This is a genomic window from Runella zeae DSM 19591 (assembly GCF_000423565.1).
Lineage (GTDB): Bacteria > Bacteroidota > Bacteroidia > Cytophagales > Spirosomataceae > Runella > Runella zeae.
On sequence record NZ_AUIF01000017.1, the window covers coordinates 25482 to 41460 of the forward strand.

Here is a 15979-nt window from a genome sequence, read left to right on the forward strand (position 1 = left end):
TAGTGTTCATCAGGGAGGTTTTTGTAATTTTGTAAAAAAATAAGTCGCTATGAGCGAGCAAGAAAAATATCAACGGCTGAAAGAAATTGCTTTACGTATTTCAAAGGATAAAAAAATTATCCATGAAAAAGGCGTAGAACAAGCTGCAAAAGAGCATGGTATCAAGTTTATCGTCCCTCAATCCATATCCAAGTTATCGCAAGAATAATGATATAGTCTTTTGTACCGAAGAAGGGACTGAGTACGAAATTTATTTTGCAGAAGGAGAAGGGTATTTTGAACAAGAACCTTTTGCTGAATTTGTGAAAATTTTCGGATTTCGTGTTTTAACTAATCCATTCTCCCGCATTTACAACCCTCGAATTGCTGAAACTGTAGTCTATCATCTTCTTGAATTTTTTGAAGATAACCGAGCTATTGTTTTGTACACTTGTGATCAGTCGGATGGACGTGAAGCCAAACGTAAAAAGCTTTTTGAAAAGTGGTATAAGATATATGCCACTTCCGAGTTTGTAAGATGGGACTTTTCGTTCGAAGGAACTCTTTTCCTTTCTATTCTATTAAAATCAGACAATCCATATTTGGATGCAATAAAAGAGGCTTTGCCCAAGGCGGGAGAGCCGTACAAATAATCAATGAAAACCAAAGGAACCAAACGAAACAAAGTCAATATCGTGACACTGGGTTGCAGTAAAAACTTGGTGGATAGCGAAAATATTTTTACTCAACTCAAAGGCAACGGCTACAACGTGACCCACGAGTCGCAAAAAGACGATGCAAACATCGTGATTGTGAATACGTGTGGGTTTATTGACAATGCCAAACAAGAATCGGTGGACACGATTCTGCGCTATGCCGATGCCAAAGAAGCAGGGTTGGTTGATAAAGTATATGTAACAGGCTGCTTGTCACATCGTTATAAAGACGAATTGGCCGTTGAAATTCCAACCGTGGATGCTTGGTTTGGAACGAATGAACTCCCTCGTTTGCTCAAAACCCTCAAAGCTGATTACAAACAAGAGCTTGTAGGAGAGCGTTTATTGACGACACCTGCGCACTATGCCTACCTCAAAATCGCAGAAGGCTGCGACCGTCCTTGTAGTTTTTGTGCCATTCCATTGATGAGGGGCGGGCACGTTTCTCGCTCAATAGACGAGTTGGTGATCGAGGCAAAATCATTGGCGCGTCGTGGGACGAAAGAACTGATTTTGATTGCCCAAGATTTGACCTACTACGGGCTAGATATTTACAAAAAACGCAATTTATCGGAGCTGCTGAATCACCTTGCCGATGTAGAGGGCATCGACTGGATTCGTTTGCAGTATGCGTACCCGTCGGGTTTTCCGCTGGATGTGTTGGATGTGATGCGCGAGCGTTCCAATATTTGTAAGTACTTAGACATGCCACTTCAAAGCGGCAGTACCGAAATGCTCAAAATCATGCGTCGTGGGATTACGCGTGAAAAAACGGAAGACCTTATCAAGACCATTCGTGATAAAGTGCCAGGTATTGCGCTCCGTACTACCTTGATTGCAGGTCACCCTGGCGAAACCGAAGAAATGTTTGAAGAAACCCTTGAGTTTGTTGAGCGTACGCGTTTCGATCGCTTGGGTGTTTTTGCTTACTCACACGAAGATCAGACCCATTCGTTTTCAATGCCCGACGATGTGCCTGCGGAAATAAAACAACAACGTACCGACGACATCATGGCGGTACAGCAAGATATTTCGTGGTCGCTGAACCAAGCTAAAATTGGAAATACCTACAAAGTGTTGTTTGACCGTAAAGAAGGCGGGTATTTTATTGGCCGTACCGAGTTTGACTCGCCTGAAGTGGACAATGAAGTGTTGATTTCGGCTGAACAATACGTTCGTTTAGGGGATTTTGCCCAAGTAAAAGTCAATGATGCCGAGGAGTTTGACTTATATGGGGATTTGGTGTAAATAAAAAAGCCTAGGAAAGTTTTTGAAATTTCCCTAGGCTTAGTAATTCTTATATTACTGGAGGCTATTTTTTTCCTAACCATTGTTTAGGAAGCCCCACTTTTTTTAGCATATTGTTTGCTTTCTCCAATTTTTCAGGAAACAAGACTTCATCATCATACTTGTTTAATGACTTATCTAGGCGTACAATTGGCGTTTTCCGATTTTTTATTTCAGCTATTACTTTCATTTGGGTGAAGTTTAACTACTACGAAATTAGTCATTTTTTCTTCTTACCAAAAAACTTTCATACTCTATATTTTTTCTGAAAGTTTCCCAATCACCATTTCTTTCTCCGACTATTTCAAAATCATTTGTAACTTCCGAATGAAATTTTGTAATTCCCATTCTATAAAGCCTCGTTCGAGTTTTCGTACTGCCTGTAGCATAAATCCAAGCATCAGGATATTTATCAGTAAATGCATAAACGGTAGCTACGACTGTTGCCAATACCTTTTCACTGTCCCCGTTGTTTGAAATCACAAGATCGTCTATTTCTCCAGTATCCAGATTTTTGTCACCAAAAGCTAAATTATACACTCCTTTTAAGTTAGTAGGTTGATATTTTACGAGCTTGTAGATAGGTCCCTTTTGTCCTTCACTAATAAACTCAAAGGTCATCAACGTATCACTTGAAGCCAACGGATATTTGGGTAATTTCATAAGTCGTTTATCCGTAAATTTCCTAAAAGGCTATAATAGAGCTACTTCTTCGCTTTTGCGATTTTAAGTGCTTCGGTCGTGGTATAATATTTTGCAATCATATTAGGTACTTCCCACTCAGGCAATTTTCCTGCTTTCAAAAAGTCCATGTATTTTTTGGCAACTTGCGAGAAGTGAGCTTCGTGGCCGATGTCGTATTTTTTAGGAATCACCACTTCCCAACCTTTGTCATTTTTCTTTAACTCAACGCCCGGATAAGTCGCTTGTACTTTCTTAAAAGCATCCGCTACGGCTTTTTCATAGGCAGGCGTGTTGTTGATAGCCTCAATGTAAAGTACAGGTTTGAAGTTTTGTTCTTTGCCTTGACGAATAATGAGGTTTGCCTTACTTCCTTTCATGATTGAGTAATGCGTATCGCCCGTACCTTGAGGGGCTTGGAAATTCCAGATTACTGACGCACGCGCATGTACCCCCTTGAGGGTGTAGTCAATCTGACCATTGGCATATACTTCTAGGTTTTTACCTTTTACGTCTTTTTTGAGGTAGTCAGGATAAGTGTCGTTTTTGGTCACTAGCTTAAACTGCTCAGGCGTGAGCGTAGTAGGCGTGTGGGTAGCGTTTATGATTTTTATATCTTTTTGATAATCAAGTGCCTGATTAGGGAAGCAACTCCACTGAATCAAATCTACTAAGTGAGTGGTAACGTCCACAATGCCTTCTCCTTGCTGGGCCACATCAAAAAACCAACTTGGGCGAATCAACGGCTCGCCTGATACATATTTAAAAAAATGGTGAACGCTTTCTTTGGTCACAGCGGGGTCTTGTGGCGTCCCTTTTTGTAGCGTGCCAAACAATGCAGGAAGCAAGGCTAGTTCGCGTTGAAGGGCGTTGCTGATTTCATAACGCTCCGTCATGATATCGTATAGCAATACATTGTTTTTCTTGGCTTGCGCAAAAGCCTGTTTCAACAAAGCAAATCCAGCGGCATCAATCGCCATAGGCTTATCGGCCAATACATTCAAGCCCGCATCTACCGATTTTTTGATGTAATCCGTTTTTTTCTGATTGTTTCCGGCCAATACCACTAAATTTCCAGCTTTTTCAGCAATCATTTTTTGGAAAAAATCAGGACCAGTATATACCTTTTCATCCCATTTGGTGGGGTCTTCGGGGCGGGTATTGTACTTCTTGATTTTGTCGAGATAAGCTTCTACGTCGGGGCCTTTGGAAGCATATACATGCACCACAGGGTTGACGTTGTCGTAGCGAGTGTTTTGAACCAAAGCGGCATGAAAGTGACCAGGTTCTAACACAATCAGATTAACAGGCTTACTATTTTGTTGTCCCATACTTGGAATCACGACACTACTTGCGGCTAATAAACAACCTAAAATGCGGGTTTTCATAAAAATGTGGGTGTTTTTTTAGGGGAATAAGCTAGCTAAGAGACAAATTTACTTACAAACTTACGGCTTCCCTCCATTTTTGAGCGCTATTTTGGTCAATAAACAGCGTAGCATTAGGGTGATTACGTAAAATAGTGGAAGGGTACAATTCTTGAATATCATCTACCAGAGTATGATAGATTGCCTCTGCTTTGTGCGCCGCAGGTACCATGCAAAATACACTTGGGGCCTTGACTAGCGCCGGAATCGTGAGCGTGAGGGCATACTCAGGTACTTGTTCGAGCGTGGCAAAACATCCATCGTGCACTTGCTGTAGGCGGCTTGTCAGGTCTAAGTCGATTCTTTTTACCAATACAGGGTCGTCAAAAAATGCAACGTGAGGGTCGTTGAAAGCAATATGGCAATTTTCGCCGATACCCATAAACACAATGTCGGTAGGGTACGTCTCCAGAAGTGCAGAATAGCGTCGACACTCTTCGGCGGGGTCAGAGATATTGCCGTTGAGATAATAAACGTTTTTAAGAGGTACTTTGTCAAAAAAACGGTCTTTCAAAAAATTCCCAAAACGCTGTGGCGCGTCATCGGCCAAGCCAATGTATTCGTCCATATGAAAGGCATTTACCCGTCCCCAATCAATGCCCTCCTGAAGTGCCAAGGCATCCAAAAATTCATTTTGGGAAGGCGCGGCTGCAAATATAATATTAACTATGTCTTGATTTTGGAGTAATTCTTTGATTTTAACAACGGCCATTTCAGCCGCATTTTGACCCAATTCTTGGCGCGTTTCAAAAAGTTTAACGTTGAGTTTGTCAACGGTTGTTTCTTGTAATGGATTCATTTTTGAGAATGTTTTATAAAGCTTTTTTCTACCACAACGAAGTGTAGTTATGATATGTGTATTAGAATTCTGTTGTATTTGTGGCGATTAGGTAAGCAAAATTAAGTCAGGGCTAAAGCCCTAAATTTTACTTTTAATTAATGATTCGAATAAACCACTCTACCATCTACCATCGTCATACTTACATGAATGTCTTTATCGAAAATAACAATGTCGGCATCTTTTCCTTTCGCTAATGAGCCTTTTTGTTCGCCTACACCCATGATACGCGCAGGTGTGGTACTCGCCATTCTGACGGCTTCGAGCAATGACACATCGGCCATAAAGACCATATTTCTGACCAAGCGGTCGAAAGTAGCTACACTACCCGCAAAAGATGTACGGTCGGGGAGTTTGGCTACTCCGTCTTCAATAATGACCTTCAGTCCATTTTTGAGTGAACCTAAAGTGCTTTCACCCTCTGGCATTCCAGCCCCACGCATAGCATCGGTGATGAGAGCGGTACGGTCAGCGCCTTTGATTTTGTGTACCAATTTGAGAAGAGGGGCGGGCAAATGAATGCCATCGCCGATGATTTCAACATCTAAGTCTAGCAAATAAGCACTTTCAATCACTCCTGCATAGCGGAAGGCATTCTTACGAGTTACTCCCGACATAGCCGAATACAGGTGTGTAACGAGCGAATATCCATTTTCATATGCCTCCAACACGTCATCATAAAAGGCATCGGTGTGGGCAATAGCTGCCAAAATTCCTTTTTGACGAAGTCGTTGCCCAAAAGCAATAGCGCCGTCTAGTTCGGGAGCGGCACTCCACCGCACAATCGACGACGAATGAGAGAGTATCTCTTCGTATTCGGCAGGGTCAGGATTACGAATATAGCGCGGGTCTTGTGCACCCCGCTGACTTAGGGCAAAATAAGGGCCTTCGAGATGTATCCCCAAAAACGCCGCCCCACTTATATTCAAGCGATTGGCATTTTCATAGACATCGAGGGTTTGGAGTAAATCTTCTTTTTCGGCGGTGAGTGTGGTGGGTACGAGGGCAGTGGTACCGTATTGGGCATGGAGTTGGGCGATTTTCAAGAAAGCTTCTTCGGTGCCATCCATAAAATCGAACCCTCCTCCCCCGTGCACATGAATATCAATAAAACCTGGAGCGATGTATAGCCCTTGGGCGTCTATTTCCTCGGCGTTGGGTACTTCTACGTTATCTTCGTGAACCCCTAAAATTTTCCCTTCTTCCACAACTACCGTTCCGTTTTTAATGGCGCGGAAAGGACTAAGAACGGTACCGTTGGTTATTTTTATTTTCATGAAAAAAATGTCTTCTTTTAGTGCTTCGCTCTAATTACCTTATTCAAACCTTCCAAGTTTTCAAAACTTGGAAAGTTTCGGAGCTATAAAGACCAGCGTTTTACTTTATGGCCGTAAGCTGCATAATACACCAAATACAGATAGCAAGGGAATAATACCCAGTAAGCAGTACGGACATCGTACAAATCGGCAAAATATCCGTAAAACAATGGCATGATGGCATTGCCACAAAGTCCCATAATCAAGATAGAAGCACCTAGCTTGGTATAACGCCCTAGACCATCAAGTGCTAAAGGCCAAATACCCGCCCATACCAAGGAATTAGCCAAACCTAACAAGACCACAAACCAAATAGAGAGGTCGGCGGTATGGCCTAGAAAAGAGACTGTTCCTTTTGCGAAAATGATGAGTAAAGTAAATATCGTGCCCAATACCGTACAAAACCGCAGAGCATTGACTTGGCTAATGAATCGAGGAATAGTAACGATTCCGATGATATAACCTGCAATGGTACAAGCCAAGGTATAAGAAGGAAAAGTTTTGGCTTTGAGCAAGTCAATCCCCATCGAATTGGCATAACCAATGACGGTATCAATCGCAATTACTTGCGTACCTACGTGTAGGAAAATGGCCACGGCTCCCAAAATCAAATGTGGGAACTGAAAAATACTGTTTTTGCCGGCATTGGCCGACGCCACTTCGGGGCTTTCGTGCTCGGTGTTGATTTCGGGCAAAGGCGAACGATAGACCAAATAACCCAATACAAATAAAAATACGCCTAACACAGAATAGGGAGTAATGACACGTCTCACTAATTCATCCAAAGCGGCTCCTCGTTGGGCATCGCTCATGCTGCTAAGTTGGGCAAACAAATCGGTATCAGTAGGTCTTAAAATGACCGCCGCAAATACCAAGGGGGACAAAATTCCTGCTGCTTTGTTGCAAATCCCCATGATACTTATACGCTGAGCGCCACGTTCTTTAGGCCCCAAAATCGTAATGTAAGGATTGGCGGCAGTTTGAAGAATAGCCAATCCAATACCAATGGTAAAAAGACCAGCTAAAAAAACGCCATAGGTGCGTGTCATAGCTGCCGGTACGAAAATAAACGCCCCCAATGCCATAAACCAAAATCCAAACATCATTCCTTTTTTGAATCCTTGGGTTTTGAGCAAATACGAAGCGGGCACCGACATGATGAAGTAGGCGATATAAAACGCAAACGCTACCAGATACGCCTGAAAACTCGTAAGCTCACAGGCGATTTTGAAATAAGGAATCAGGATAGAATTGACCCAAGAAATAAAACCAAATATAAAAAACATCAACCCGATGAGGAAGATAGAAACGGTGGTTTCGCGGGGGCTTAGGCTGCTTACTTCAACGGCAGCAGTAGAGGGTTTCATAGCAAGAAAAGGGGTTTCAGGTTGAATTTGTTTGAACCACAAAGAGCCTATAGAATCGCTTCTTTGTGGTTCCGAAAGAATCGCTACACGGTAGGCTCCCAGCCTTTTTCGTATTCGCGTTTCCAGAGTTTTTGGGCTTCTTTATTGTTTTTGATATGTCCGTTGGAAGGGTCAATATCTAAAATGCTATTGGAGCGAATCGCGATATTCCCGAGCTGACAAAGCAGCGTACTTTGATGCCCGCTCACAATTCCCGAAGCCAAAGTGGCACCTTGTTTGATTGCTGCCACAAAATTTTGGAAGTGAGTGGCATCCAATGCTTGCGAAGGGTCCATTTTATTGCGCGCGTCAATCGGCATATCATTCTTTACGTCTTTGATAAGCTTATTGTCGAGGTCATAGATTTTGTAGGCGTTGCCCCCACCATATTCTAAAGTACCTTTTTCTCCATAAAACGATACGCCTACACTGCTTCCTTCAATGTTGCGGCTATTGCAACTACGGCCTTCCCAAGTCATAAACTTATCTTTACCAAACTCTAAGTTAATCACTTGAGTATCGGGAGCTTCCCAATCATCTTGATAACGATAGCGTCCACCCGACGACGATACCTTGGTGGGGTATTCTACTTGCAATCCCCACCGCATAAGGTCGAGCATGTGTGTGCCGTTGTTGAGGGCTTCGCCAGTACCCCAGTGCCAAAACCAGTGCCAGTTATAATGAATCACATTGTCTTTATAAGCTCTACGTGGAGCTGGCCCTTGCCACAAGTCATAATTGAGCCAAGAAGGTACAGCGGCGGCTTTGCCGATTCCGATAGAGGCGCGATTGTTGGTGTACCAACCTTTGGCAAAATAAGGCCGACCAATCACTCCGTCGTGGATTTCTTGAATGGCTTGTTTTACATTAGGCCACGAACGGCGCTGATTACCCATCTGAATCACATTTTTGTACTTAGCGGCTACCGCTATCAAAAGCTCACCTTCGTGTGGGTTGTGGCTGCATGGTTTTTCGAGATATACGTGTTTGCCCGCTTTTGATGCCAAGATAGCGGCTGGGGCGTGCCAATGGTCAGGAGCTGCCACGATAAGCCCGTCCATGTTTTTGTCTTCCAGTGCTTTACGAAAATCAGGCGTATCTTTCGGTTTTGAATTTTGGATAGTTTCTACGGCCTTGATACATTTTTCGGCAGCACGCGAATCTACATCCGAAATCGTAACTATCTCACAGTTAGGCTGTAATGCGAAATTTTTGGCCAAGGCGAGTCCACGGCTATTGACTCCCATTACTCCGAGTCTTACTTTTTCGTTGGCTCCGATGATACGCCCGTAGCTTTTCGCGCTGACGCCTGGCAAAATTCCGCCAACGGTGAGAGCCGCCGTTCCGGTCAAAGTCTTTTTGAGAAAATCGCGTCTCGACGCACTGCTTGAAGAGTTTTCCTGCTTATTCATGCAAAGATTTGTTTTGAAAAAAAGGTTTTTATTTGCTTTGGGGAACCCAATAAGTACAATAGCCCGTGGCCTCTACAGGGCCTTTAAACAGCATACAGCCTCCGCAAGTTTTTTGTTCTTTGGGCGGCAGCCACAAATTACAATTGCTGCATTGAGACTCAGCTTGGGGCGACACCTCCACATAGCCTAATTTTTTCCGGGTCTTTAGGTCGTTGTCCGATACACCCGATAAGTCTTTGCAAGGGTCAATATTTACTTTTGAGTTCTTTTCCTCAGAAGTCGATTTTGACTGGCAGCTACTCACCCAAATTCCTAAGGCAGGCAGGGTGTAGACCGTTTTTTCGATAAAATTCCTTCTTTTCATGTTGATGAATCAGCCTCTTATAAGCCACCTTATTTTATGGGTTTTTGCTTGTGTTAGAGGAAATTAAAAATTCAATGTTTGCTTTGGTGGTGCTGTCGGCCTTTGCGACTTGTTTTTTTAGTACTTCTTTCAAAGAATCTTCAGGTTCTACTTTTAATTTTTTCATTCCTCTGATTGCTCCTTTCACCACCCAAATTTGCGAATCAGACCCTTCTTCAAATATTCCAAATAGCTCAGTGATTTCTCCTTTACGATTGCGAGCTCCAATCACGTGTCCAAATTCTTCTAAAAATTCATTCTTTGCAGGGGTGATTTGTTGGAAAAAGTTTTTTTGCTGTAATCCCTTCAACAAACCTAACGAGGCGCCTGCCTCTGAACTTAACACACCCATCCGAAACCATTTGTCCGAAACTTGCTTTTCTAGGATGCTAGCCAATGCTTCGGTGCTTTGTGGCGTCCCAAATTGCCCTACACTCAAACACGCCTGAAAAGCTACTTTGGGAGAGGCATCTTTGGTGGCGGCTACGATTTGGTCAAAAAGCGCAGGAAAACGCTCCGCTTCGGCTACCGCATAAGCCCTTATTTCAGGTTGGTTGTCTTTGAAGGCTTCAGCTACTGTATTCTCTTCCAATGCATTAAGACCTTCTAGTGTAAAAAAGGCGTGTAAACGAGCATGAGGATTGGTGTCTTTTAGCAATATTTCTTTCAGCGATGCTAACACCGATTTGTCTTGTTTTTCGAGCAAAAGGCGTTGGGCTTGTAGCCTCCACCATTGCTGAGGATGCGCCAAAAGAGCTACTAATTCGGCTGCACTTTTCGACCTCAAACGAGGCTGAACGGGCGTAGGTTTAGCGCCTTTAGGTATAATACGATAAATACGCCCCAATTGACTACCCTTGAAAAAATCCATTTCTTCTTTTAAATCTTCGGGAATAGCCGTAGGAGTTTCGATGTGTTGACGATACATATCAATCATGTACAAAATGCCATCAGGGCCTACGCTCAACTGAACTGGACGAAACCAAGGGTCAGATGAAACCAAAAACTCCTTGTCTTTTTCTTTATCGCCTCTTTTGGCAATAAAAGTGGGACTATTGGGAGCCAACGTAAGTATATCTCGATGAACCAGATTGCCAGCTACTTCTCCCGTAAAAATCGACCCTTGGTATTCTTTGGGTAATAAGTCTGCCCCATAAAAAGTGCCACCTGATGCTCCCGTGAAGTGGTCTTCGGCGTATTCGTGGCGGTCTAGCTTGGCTTCGGCAAATTGTTCGTTTCGGCGTTTGGTACGTTCTTTACGCCAATAGGGCGGCGGTGTTTGCTGAAACATCTCAGGGTCGTGGTCGGAGATATTGAGCGCTACATCGTAAGAAGGCAAAAACCCATGCCGATACAGATACCGTCCTGCGATAGGTGCATGCTGAATGTGAATGGAATTTTCGGTAAAAAAACGATTGCCCCAATCATCTACCGCCATTCCAAACTGCCCCGAACTAGACTCAATTTCAAACTTTCCCTTATCTAGTCGAAACCTAAAATCGCCACCTTTGATAGAAATAGGAGGAGCTTTGGGGGTTCGTAAAAACTTGATTTCGCCTGCTTGTCCACAGTTAGAAGCATAAATCCAGTTATCTACATTGTAGTGCAAGTTGGTGATTTGAGCTTCGGAATTGCTGGCAAAAAATCCTGTAAAAACCACTTCTTTCACATCGGCACGAAAATCGCCCGTTGTGTCTTTCAAAAACAAAATATCGGGCGCAGCGGCCACTAATAGCCCCCCTTCCCACGGCAAAATACTGGTAGCTTCCGAAAGATGCTCCGCAAAAATCACGGCGGAGTCAATCCGCCCGTCTCGATTGGTATCTCGCAATAGCCTAATGGCTCCGTTGAGCGTGCCGTCTTCGGGTTTGGAAGGATAGTCGGGCATTTCTACTACAAAAGCATTTCCTTCTTCGTCAAATACCATCTCTACGGGGTCGAGTACCTGAGGCTCAGTAGCGAAAATATCGACTGTGAGTCGGTCGTCACTCAAAGTAAAACTTTTAAGCGCTTCCTCTGCCGTGAGCGAATCGGTATAATGTCCACACGACAAACTCATCCCTATCAAGACGAGAAGCGATAATTTTGTTGGAGCATTCATGGGGTTATTTATAAAAAAATCTACAAATATTTCGGTCTACAAATATTTTGGTGCGCTGCACCTTTTGTTGTTGCGGGGTTTATTTTGGTCTACAAATATTTCGGTGCGCTGCACCTTTTGTTGTTGTGGGGTTTATTTTGGTCTACAAATATTTCGGTGCGCTGCACCTTTTGTTGTTGTGGGGTTTATTTTGGTCTACAAATATTTCGGTGCGCTGCACCTTTTGTTGTTGCGGTTTATTTAATTACGTCTACAAATATTTCGGTGCGCTGCACCTTTGGGGGGCTTTGTCTTATTTGGGTATTTTTACCAAATCTTGTATCTCGTGGCCTTCGTGGTCAAAACGGGCTAAGGTATAAACGCTACCATCGTGGCCTACGGCAATAGAGTTGACATAAGTCGGGCGACTACCATCGGGATAAAAAATAGGGCCGTGGTCTTTGTATGTTTGAGTCGGAATATGAAACGTAACCAAATGCAAATTTTCTAAACCTTTAGCGGCTCCTTTGGCGATTTCATCGGCTCCTTTTAAGCGTTTACCATTGATGTAAATCGGCCCGCCCGTAAGATAATAAATGGTTTCGTTGTCGGGGCCGGGCTGAAAACCTAGATAGCCATAGCTAAATTGGTCAAACATTCCGCTTTTTCGCGAAGGCTCTGAAGTAAGCCTTTCTACCAATTCTATTTTAGGGATTTTGGGATCAAAGCGAAACAGATAACCCGAATTTCCGTGGATACCATACGCCACTTCTTCGGGTGCGTACCAAAAGATTTTGCGCCAATTGTATCCCATACTTCCTGGACGGGTAGGGTCGTATTTGCCAAAATAATCTAACCTTAAATCTACCCCTTCTAGCTTTTGAATAGATTCGTTGTTGGGATGATACGTGAAAATATCGCCTTCGGAAGTGGAAAAATAAACAGTTCCGTCGCGGGGGTCGACCACCATAGAGCGGCACAGTACACGATAATCATCTCCCGGAATCCCTGCTTCGCCCTTGGCCGATACCAACCCTACGGTTTTGAGGGTTTGAGTATTCAAATCAAAATGAATAAAATACCCTAACGGCCATGTGATTCCATATAAATGACCTCGCTCACGGTCGATAGTCATGGTAAGAATGCCTTCTCCTTCGGGAGCAAGGGCTAAATTCTCAAACTGACCTGTTGCCAAATCATAAGATATAAAATGCCCCCCTGGGTATAACGCTTTTCCCGCTGGCGCCGACACTGGCAAACGTTCCATCCCGTCAATCATGTCGTACACGCCTACGTGTGTAGCAAAGTAAAGTTTGCCGTTGCTTTCATAAAAGCGCACATGACTTTTGCCTTGCGGAATGGCATCGGCATTTTTTTCGCCGCATATTTCGGTCAGGTCAGCTACCCATTCGGTGAGGTCGGTGGCGGGGTCATAAGCGTACATTTGACCACCAATCTCGTAAGACTCGGAGCAGAGAACATAATAAATTTTGCCGTTGCTTGCGGTCGTAATGGCATTATAAGTATCATGTGCCAAATCAAAACCAGAGAAATAAGGAGTTGCAATCAGGGTCATAATTGGGAAAGATTTGAATTTGACAAGGCACAAAAATGACTTCAAAGGACTTTGCTTCCTTTCTAAATGTGCTTGACAATAAATTATTTGGCTATAAAAACTTTGTTTTCAATTGTTATTTTGGAATAAGGCCTACTTGGGTGGCTAGTTTATCTATTTCTTGATAAATTAGCCCTGGCACACGTGCATCCCAAACACTCGGCAAACCATACACCATTTGAGAAGAAGCCCCCTCATAGCCCCCTTCTTTCAGAATAGTAGCCGACGGGATGTAGCCCATCACATCGTTGGAATAACCCATCACAAACACCTCATGTCCAAATCGCTTCTTGCATTCAATGGCATATTCTATCACTAGCTCTCCGCCAAAACTAAACAATGCTTGGTCGCCTATTTTCCAGATTTGGATGGGGTAGCTATAGGAAGAAAGGAAAGGTTTGCCTTGTTTTTTCTCATTCAAAAGTCTCGTAGCCCAGCGCTGCATATAAGGGGCATCTTCTTTTTGGACTTTAAGCAGTTCGGCTTCTGTAGGGGGAGGCGACAAGGGCAAATCTATTTCAGCATAAGCCGTGAGAAGCTCTGCCGTTAAGGGGCGCATAGGTTCTTCTATTACACGTTCTACTGCTGCCGCAAGTTCCCGCCCGTACTGTTTTGCCAGCGCAATCGTCCGACGAGGAAGGGGGTTTTGGTCGCCCGCAGCTCCCTGAAAAAACAAAGCGGTGGCTTCGGGATGGGCTTTTTCAAGCTCAATTTGAGCAAATCCTGGATAATCTCCCGACAATTGATAAATATCCAATACCGTCGGATGACACGCATACCCAAAAGCCAAAGCTTTGAGTACACCTTTGGTATTGACAACCTTGATGACCGGCACTGCATAGTCATTAGGGCCTTTGAGTTCTGTTTGTTCTCGCAAACTCGCCTCTTTGTTGTTACGACGATTTACCTGAAACCTTGTTACTCCATTTTGGGCAAATACTTCGACTGGTTCCAAAGATTGAATGGCTTTGGCCGCCAATGCTATAACCTGCGCTTCTAATTGGCGAGAGTATTTGGCGATTTTGGCTTCTTCGGTTTCATTCAAAGGATAAATATCGTGCAAAGCATCGTCCAACACTGGCCCCGAATGCGTGTGTGAGCTGTTGAGAATGATTTGGGCTTTAGACAATCCAAACTGCCGCTTGAGTTGCTCCCGAATTCGGTCAGACATTGCCTTGGGAAACCCTAGCATATCAGTGGTAATAAGCAAAACCTTTTGGCCTTTTTCGTCTTCTAATGCCAACGCTTTTGCCCATAAGTCATGTAGTTTTCCTTCAGAAGCGTGCGTACGAGAAGCATAGCCTGCTTGCCAAATCGCCGTTTGAGGAGTAATGATGACTTTGGCTACGCCGGCTTTCCAACCTTTGGCCCAAGTGGTAAGGCTCACCAAAAGCCCAATAACCCAAAGCATTTTTTTCATTTCAAACTAATGAGTTTATCGGCGTGAGTGTAGATTTTTTCGATAGCATTCGCAATCTCGTCCATATCAGCGCGCGTACCTAGGAGCATATTTTGCGTAAACCACACTGCCTCTTCGTTGCAGAGTTTGTCATTTTGGGGGCAATGATTCCTTTCTACGTATCGCTTAAAATCCAATTGAGATTTTGGATACATTTTCTGGAAATTTTTCGACTGAAAAGCGTCATTGAGATAAGGCATATTGTTGAGCGTAGCGTAACCTTTTGAACACGGCACTCCTTCCGCAGTGAGTGCTTTCAGAAATGTATCTCTCGACAACCCCTTGAAATCCTGCTTTTTATAACGAAAAGGAAATAAATGAAAGGCGGCACGGGTTACATTATCATATAATTTATAGGGGACAATGCCCGGGATTTTCTCAATCTTTGCTTTTAAATAAGCCGCATTTTCGTTGCGTAGGGTTGTTTCGGCATCTAGGCGTTTGAGCTGTGCCAATCCAATCGCCGCTTGGTATTCGGTGATGCGCTGTTTGTTGCCTTGCATAATCGTCCCGGCGCCAATCACGCCCGAGGCCATTCCGTAAGGATTTCCGTAGTTGTGATATGAAAAACAACGATCCATCAACAAGTCGTTGTCACTCACGATAGCACCCGCTTCGCCAATAGCCAAGTTTTTAGAGTTTTGAAAACTAAAACAGCCTGCATCCCCAAAAGTCCCTACTTGCTTGTGGTTGATTTCGGCCAAGTGCGCTTGGCAAGCATCCTCAATCACGGCCAATTTGTGTTTTTTCGCGATTTCCAAAATCTTGGGCATATTGGCAGGTAAGCCCAAAATGTGCACCGGAATGATTGCCTTGGTACGTGGCGTAATTTTTGCTTCGATTTTGGCCGGGTCCATTTGAAAAGTTTCGGGGTCCACATCCACAAAAACCGGCATTGCTCCGTTTGCAATCACGGGGGCCACTGTACCTATAAAAGTATAAGGCGGGACCAATACTTCGTCCCCACCCCGAATATCCAATTGTGCCAAAGCTGTAATGAGGGCATTGGTACCGTTGACAACCGCCAAAGAACGTTTTGAGCCGACGGTTGCCGCCCATTTTGCTTCAAATTCAGTTACTACACCCGCTCTTGACCACACACCACTCCGAATCACCTCAAGGAGCTGTTTTTCGTCAGTTTCGGGCTTCCAAATCGGCCAAGTAGGCCACGGTTTTGTCCGTACGGGCTTCCCGCCTAATAAAGCAGGTGGCTCTGCCAACGAAAAAGTAACGGGTACTTCTCGTGAAGGTGGCGTTTGAAGTTTTTCGGTGAGCAAGGTCGGCGTCAGCATGGCGCCTAAACCCGTCAGAGAATTGCGCTTCAAAAATTCGCGTCTGGAAAAGGGTTGAGAGGGCATAG

At 44.0% G+C, this 15979-nt stretch carries 15 protein-coding genes; 3 read left to right on the forward strand and 12 right to left on the reverse strand.

Going from position 1 to position 15979, the window contains the following annotated elements; all coding sequences use genetic code 11:
- The first annotated feature begins 49 nt into the window (after positions 1-49).
- Genes G563_RS37905 through rimO form a run of 3 tightly spaced genes read left to right on the forward strand, consistent with a single transcriptional unit; the run spans position 50 to position 1943 of the window.
- Positions 50-208, forward strand: a complete 159-nt coding sequence (locus G563_RS37905) for a hypothetical protein (RefSeq protein WP_157585084.1) — start codon at positions 50-52, stop codon at positions 206-208.
- Complete coding sequence (locus G563_RS0105135) at positions 156-632, forward strand: DUF6169 family protein (RefSeq protein WP_028664362.1); 477 nt, start codon at positions 156-158, stop codon at positions 630-632. The genes G563_RS37905 and G563_RS0105135 overlap by 53 nt, the downstream gene beginning before the upstream one ends.
- A gap of 3 nt (positions 633-635) precedes the next feature.
- Entirely contained in the window at positions 636-1943 is a 1308-nt protein-coding gene (gene rimO / locus G563_RS0105140; RefSeq protein WP_028664363.1) for a 30S ribosomal protein S12 methylthiotransferase RimO, read from the forward strand.
- A 64-nt stretch (positions 1944-2007) separates the two neighbouring features.
- On the opposite strand, the gene G563_RS38390 is transcribed toward rimO, so the two are convergent.
- The 12 genes from G563_RS38390 to G563_RS0105205 all read right to left on the reverse strand — a co-directional run bounded on the left by G563_RS38390 (position 2008) and on the right by G563_RS0105205 (position 15977).
- Positions 2008-2172: a hypothetical protein gene (locus G563_RS38390; RefSeq protein WP_169579715.1), complete on the reverse strand. Its 165-nt coding sequence runs from the start codon at positions 2170-2172 to the stop codon at positions 2008-2010.
- 26 nt (positions 2173-2198) lie between these two features.
- A complete protein-coding gene (locus G563_RS0105150) occupies positions 2199-2645 on the reverse strand; it encodes a DUF6934 family protein (protein ID WP_028664364.1) in 447 nt (148 codons plus the stop codon).
- 41 nt (positions 2646-2686) lie between these two features.
- Entirely contained in the window at positions 2687-4051 is a 1365-nt protein-coding gene (locus G563_RS0105155) for a putative oxidoreductase C-terminal domain-containing protein (protein WP_028664365.1), read from the reverse strand.
- 52 nt (positions 4052-4103) lie between these two features.
- Entirely contained in the window at positions 4104-4889 is a 786-nt protein-coding gene (locus tag G563_RS0105160) for a glucosamine-6-phosphate deaminase (RefSeq protein WP_028664366.1), read from the reverse strand.
- A 137-nt stretch (positions 4890-5026) separates the two neighbouring features.
- Positions 5027-6205 carry an N-acetylglucosamine-6-phosphate deacetylase gene (gene nagA, locus G563_RS0105165; protein ID WP_028664367.1) on the reverse strand — a complete coding sequence of 393 codons (1179 nt, stop codon included), beginning with the start codon at positions 6203-6205 and terminating at the stop codon, positions 5027-5029.
- 83 nt (positions 6206-6288) lie between these two features.
- A complete protein-coding gene (locus G563_RS0105170) occupies positions 6289-7611 on the reverse strand; it encodes a sugar MFS transporter (protein ID WP_028664368.1) in 1323 nt (440 codons plus the stop codon).
- An 83-nt stretch (positions 7612-7694) separates the two neighbouring features.
- Positions 7695-9062, reverse strand: coding sequence for a Gfo/Idh/MocA family oxidoreductase (locus G563_RS0105175; protein ID WP_028664369.1), 1368 nt, complete (start codon positions 9060-9062; stop codon positions 7695-7697).
- 28 nt (positions 9063-9090) lie between these two features.
- Positions 9091-9426, reverse strand: a complete 336-nt coding sequence (locus G563_RS0105180) for a high-potential iron-sulfur protein (RefSeq protein ID WP_028664370.1) — start codon at positions 9424-9426, stop codon at positions 9091-9093.
- A 34-nt stretch (positions 9427-9460) separates the two neighbouring features.
- Complete coding sequence (locus G563_RS0105185) at positions 9461-11566, reverse strand: PVC-type heme-binding CxxCH protein (RefSeq protein WP_028664371.1); 2106 nt, start codon at positions 11564-11566, stop codon at positions 9461-9463.
- Between the two features lie 292 nt (positions 11567-11858).
- Positions 11859-13121: an NHL repeat-containing protein gene (locus G563_RS0105195; RefSeq protein WP_028664373.1), complete on the reverse strand. Its 1263-nt coding sequence runs from the start codon at positions 13119-13121 to the stop codon at positions 11859-11861.
- Between the two features lie 115 nt (positions 13122-13236).
- Complete coding sequence (locus G563_RS0105200; RefSeq protein ID WP_028664374.1) at positions 13237-14580, reverse strand: neutral/alkaline non-lysosomal ceramidase N-terminal domain-containing protein; 1344 nt, start codon at positions 14578-14580, stop codon at positions 13237-13239.
- Positions 14577-15977, reverse strand: a complete 1401-nt coding sequence (locus G563_RS0105205) for a DegT/DnrJ/EryC1/StrS family aminotransferase (RefSeq protein ID WP_028664375.1) — start codon at positions 15975-15977, stop codon at positions 14577-14579. Before G563_RS0105205 ends, G563_RS0105200 begins: the two co-directional genes overlap by 4 nt.
- Positions 15978-15979 lie beyond the last annotated feature (2 nt).